Annotated in this window: 6 protein-coding genes; all 6 read left to right on the top strand. The window is 62.9% G+C overall.

What is annotated here, in order from left to right; all coding sequences use genetic code 11:
- Positions 1 to 252 precede the first annotated feature (252 nt).
- Positions 253 to 696, top strand: coding sequence for a hypothetical protein (locus tag HC022_RS19800; protein ID WP_167453570.1), 444 nt, complete (start codon positions 253 to 255; stop codon positions 694 to 696).
- A 24-nt stretch (positions 697 to 720) separates the two neighbouring features.
- Complete coding sequence (locus HC022_RS19795; RefSeq protein ID WP_167453569.1) at positions 721 to 870, top strand: hypothetical protein; 150 nt, start codon at positions 721 to 723, stop codon at positions 868 to 870.
- A 206-nt stretch (positions 871 to 1,076) separates the two neighbouring features.
- Positions 1,077 to 1,709 (top strand): helix-turn-helix domain-containing protein, encoded by a 633-nt coding sequence (locus tag HC022_RS19790; protein WP_131821977.1) that lies wholly within the window; start codon positions 1,077 to 1,079, stop codon positions 1,707 to 1,709.
- Between the two features lie 14 nt (positions 1,710 to 1,723).
- A complete protein-coding gene (locus HC022_RS19785; RefSeq protein WP_167453568.1) occupies positions 1,724 to 2,305 on the top strand; it encodes a hypothetical protein in 582 nt (193 codons plus the stop codon).
- Positions 2,302 to 2,970 (top strand): transcription termination/antitermination NusG family protein, encoded by a 669-nt coding sequence (locus tag HC022_RS19780; RefSeq protein WP_167453567.1) that lies wholly within the window; start codon positions 2,302 to 2,304, stop codon positions 2,968 to 2,970. Before HC022_RS19785 ends, HC022_RS19780 begins: the two co-directional genes overlap by 4 nt.
- 292 nt (positions 2,971 to 3,262) lie before the next feature.
- On the top strand, positions 3,263 to 4,466 hold a 1,204-nt coding region (locus tag HC022_RS19775; protein WP_167453566.1), incomplete at its 3' end, for a nuclease-related domain-containing protein.

Raw genomic sequence — 4,466 nt, 5'->3', positions numbered from 1 at the left:
CCCGCCGTGGCATCCTGATCAGACTCGGACCTCTCCGAAGGTCCACGCTCCTACACCACGCGCGGGGGCACTATCCCTGCCGAATACGACGTTCGGCTGGTGGAAAGCGCGAGAGCCCGCGGGATTGAACTCTCCTTCGAAGAGCTCGCGCGGGCCCGTTGTCCCGTCAAGTCGGCTGCCTGAAAACACACACTGTCCCATGCCGTGAGCATGGGGCAGCGCCACGTCACCTCCAAGGAAAAGGGGTTTCCCATGAGCATCTTGCTGCGAGCGCATATGTTCGGAGAGCTGGTGAAGGCCGTCGGCGGTGTCGATGCGGCCGCAGCTGCCATCGAAGCGGTCGTGGGTCACACGGTGTCGCGTGGCACGATCTCGAAGGTTCAGAACGGTCACTCCGAGGTACCCTATGCTTGGGTCACCGCGCTGGAGAACGCGACGGGGCGGCACCCCTTCCTGAACATGCGCAGCCGCGAGGTCTCCGGTCGACCGGCGAAGTCCGAATTGGCCTGTCACCTCGACATGCTGCGCGAAGCGACCGAGGGCATCACGGCGCTCGCGGAGTTCGAGGCCAACCCCGACGATCCGCAGACGATGGTGAAGGCCTATGCCGAGCTGGCCGATGTGCACGACATGGCAGGCGCCACCATGACCAAGCTCAAGGGGCTCATGGGCATCCAGGATGAGGATGCAGCGTGAGCCTGCCTGACGAGATATCTTCGGATGAGCGAGGCTGCGGAGGCCGCATGCGACCTGGTCGACGCTGTGCGGGACGGCGACGTGCCGCTCTTCGATCATCGGCGGGACCGGCTCGGGCGGGCGCTGGCGCGCTACTGGGCCGCCCGTGCGAGAGGCTCGACCATGGGCGGCTAGAGACACCTTGTCACGCATCGCGTGAGCGGGGCTGAGCAGAAGACGGGGGCGCCGAACCGTGCCCCCGCGGCATGAACGAAGGCGGCCACGCGTGGTCGCATCACCCGCGTCGCGGCCCGAAGAGGTCGTGCGCCGAACCTGTCGAGAGGTGTGTCGTGGCGCATGCTGCGAGAGAATACGAGTTCGCCGCTCCGGAGGGCACCAGGTTGATCGGGCCCGACGAGTGGCAACACCAGCGCTTCGGCTGGCTCGAAAGCGTTCGGCGCGACCCGGATCTCAGTGCGCAGGCGCAGATGCTTGCGCACGTCTTCGTGCTCGACTTCGCGAACAAGCATACCGTCCAGTGCGACCCGTCGATCCCGGCCCTGGAGGCGTTGACCGGGCGCTCCCGCTCGACGATCAAGCGGGCGATCTCGGAGCTTGTCGAGGCCGGATGGATGACCCGGATCACGGGGCGCGGGCGGGGCCGGGCGAGCGGGTACGGCTTCCTGACGCGGGGACGTGTCGTTGCCCTAAAAGGGTTCAAATCAGGCCCACTAAAAGGGTCACGATCTGAACCCTTATACGGCTCTCAAAAGGGGTCAGATCAGACCCAAAAAGGGGTCAAATCCGGACCCGCCTATATAAAGGCAGAACCATGTAAAAACCATGGGGCGCGCGCGACCGCGCCGAAGCCTTCCGAAAACCCCATGGTGATCCGCGATGCCGAGCGCGCCGTCGAGCGCTTCCGGGACGGGCATGCCGATGCCCTCTCGGACCTCAGGCCGTGGATCCTGGACCACATCCTCGCCGCGAACCTTCTCACGCCGCAAGAGCGTGAACGGTCGGGCCTTTGCTGAGAAAGGGACGGACGATGACCGACGAGAAGACCTCGAAGACCGAGACCAAGCGGGACCGGGTGCGCCGCCTGCTGATCGACCCGCTGACCGAGCACGGCTTTCGCAAGCCCGGCGGCGTGTCGGCCGAGCGCCACGCGAAGTTTCTGAGGGATCTCGCCGACGAGCTGAGCCACATGCACGACGAGAAGCTCGAGGATCTCCGCGCTGCGCTCAGGTATCGCGGCGAGGGCAAGGACCGGCGGGGCTGGCCGCGCATGGCGACGATCATGCCGCTGGCCGAGGCGGCGCAGCCGCGCCCGCTCGAGGAGGTTCCGGCGCTGACCCGCTGGTTCCGGAGCGCTGCCGGCGCCGAGGCCCATCGTGAGAACCGCCTGCTGGCCGAGCTCCGGTTTTGGGAGAAGTTCAAGCGTCCGCCGCTCAAGGATGGCGAAAAGCGCATGGTCCGCGAGAAGGCGCGCGAGCTCGACAGCGACTACCGCGTCCGCGCGGACCGGGAGCGCCGCGGCGTGGCGAGCGACGACGATCTGCAGTGGCTGGCGTGGCATCGGCGGGACGAGGCGCGCGCCATGGCGCTGCTGCCGGAGGGGGTGGCATGAGCGTGCTCGGTTCGAACGTGAAGTGGACATCGGGCGAGGCGGTCCGTCCCTACCTCGGTCTCCGCGTTGGCGATGCGGTCCCGGTCGAGGGCAGTTCGGTTGCCATCTTCGACCGAGGCGAGAGCGCCTGGTACGCGCTGCTCTGCCGGCCGCAACAGGAGCGACACGCGGAAAGCTGGCTTTCGGCGCGCGGCGTCTATGCCTTTCATCCCGTCACCTCGCGTCGGACCCGGGTGCGGGGGAGGCTGCGAGAATACGAGCGCCGGTACCTGCCTGGATACGTCTTCGCGCGGTTCGACGGCATCCCGATCCCGCACCGCGTGCTGACCTCGCCATTTCTCACCGGGGCGCTTTGCCGGTCGGATGGTCAGTGGGGTGTGCTCGGGCCCAAGCGCCTGGCCGCGCTCCACGAGATGCGTGCGCGGGGTCTGCGGCAAGAGGACGAGCGACAGGAGCAGAAGCGGCGGGCTGCAGCGGCACGGCGTGTGCGGGCGGGAGAGCGGGCCTTGTTCCGGGCGGGACCGTTCGAAGGGTTGCCATGCGAGGTGGTCGAGATCGACGCCGCTGGTGGGGTCAAGGTGCGCTTCGACCTGTTCGGTCGTGAGAACTCTGTTACCACGACAGGCGAGGCGCTCGTGGGGCTTGCGGTGGGCAGCAGCACATAGCTCGCTCCCCGCCGCACGCGGCCCAGAGCTGACTTTAACACCCGAGCTGGCCGCTGCGGTGCGGCTCCACCAGACCGGCCATTCGTCCACATTGCAGCATTATCGGAGGGTGAAGGTCGGCAGAGCGGACGAAGCTGCCGTGCCAGAATTGGACACACCCGACTGCCAGCGAAACCCTGCAGGCGTTGATCGAGGCGAACTTGTGGCACGCTGATAAAGCCTTTGTGTCCGGTCCGCCCGGTTGCTACTACTTCGACATCTGATCGCGTGGGCGCGACGTAGAGGGGGCGCAATGAAGGTGATTATAAAATGTTTGCGTATCACCATTGTATACGTTGCCGTCTTTTTCTTCTGCCTGGTCCTCGCGGTGACTCTTTTTGATGGGTGGCCAGGTGGCTCGCAGGTGCTTTTTGCGTTTCTTTCTGCCGGAATTGCGGCTTGGGCTAATGAACGTCGGATTGCGGACAAAAAGTCTGGCAAGGTTGATCCCTCACCCGATCTGCTCCACAACTTCAACGCTACGCCGAAAGGTTCGGCCTCAAATCAGCGCATAGACAGCAAATCTCGACTCGAAATTTGGCGTGACATCGTTTCGACAAAGCCAGAGCCGGAGCTGGATGAAGTCGTCGCAGGCAGAGACGCGGAGCTGGCCTTACGTTCGATGGTCTCGAGTCACCTTAGCTGGAAGTCGGCAAGCATATTTCACTCCAAGCGTGTCCCTGCAAATTCTCGCTCGCCGAGGCGAGGCAGATACGAAGTTGATCTAATTGTTTTGTCACAAAAGCAGATCAGTGCAATAGAAATCAAGAACTGGTCTGGTTCGGTGCGGATTTTGGGTTCGTCTTGGATTCAGGAGCGGCGGAATGGCAAAGAGGTAATTCACGACGATCCGCTTGATAAAAACCAGAAGAAGCTTGAGAGCTTGTGCGCATTTCTGGAGGCAAAGAACATCCGCGTCCCGAAGGCTCGGATATCCCGGGTGATATTGTGGAACCGGAATGTGAGCATTCCATCAGCGGTGGCTCGCCGCGACGAAATTGTCATGCATCACGAGCTTGAAAGGTTTTTGAGCCATCAGAAGGCATCAGGCTTCGGCGAGCGGTTCCTCATGTCTGTGCTTGAGCTTTGCCTTGAACAGGAAGCCAGTCAGATCGCTGCCGATGGCTTCTTCAGTGCGATCCCCGTACGAGACTACGACGCTGCAACACGTGCGATTTCGCAGCTTGAAAGCTTCGATAAGCTTGAGCTTTATGGTGGAAAGGTCCTATCGGGCGACTTGCTCGAATTGCGGGTGAATGGCCAATCAATACCTCTGAAGGATCTACCGAGCGGCGGGATCGTCAGAGTAGAATGCATTAGAAGCAAGCTAATCTCCTTCTTTGCTGCAGTATTTGGCTCGAGGCCGATGATTTGGCTTTCTGAACCATTCGGATCGGTTCCGGCCTCACCTCGCGACCGCGTCTTGTTTCACCCAGCTGGCCAAGAAAAGCCCGAAG

This window comes from Salipiger sp. HF18, from assembly GCF_011806505.1.
Classification (GTDB): Bacteria; Pseudomonadota; Alphaproteobacteria; order Rhodobacterales; family Rhodobacteraceae; genus Salipiger; species Salipiger thiooxidans.
The sequence above is the reverse complement of the archived record's forward strand: the minus strand, read 5'-3'. Positions and strand labels throughout refer to the sequence as shown.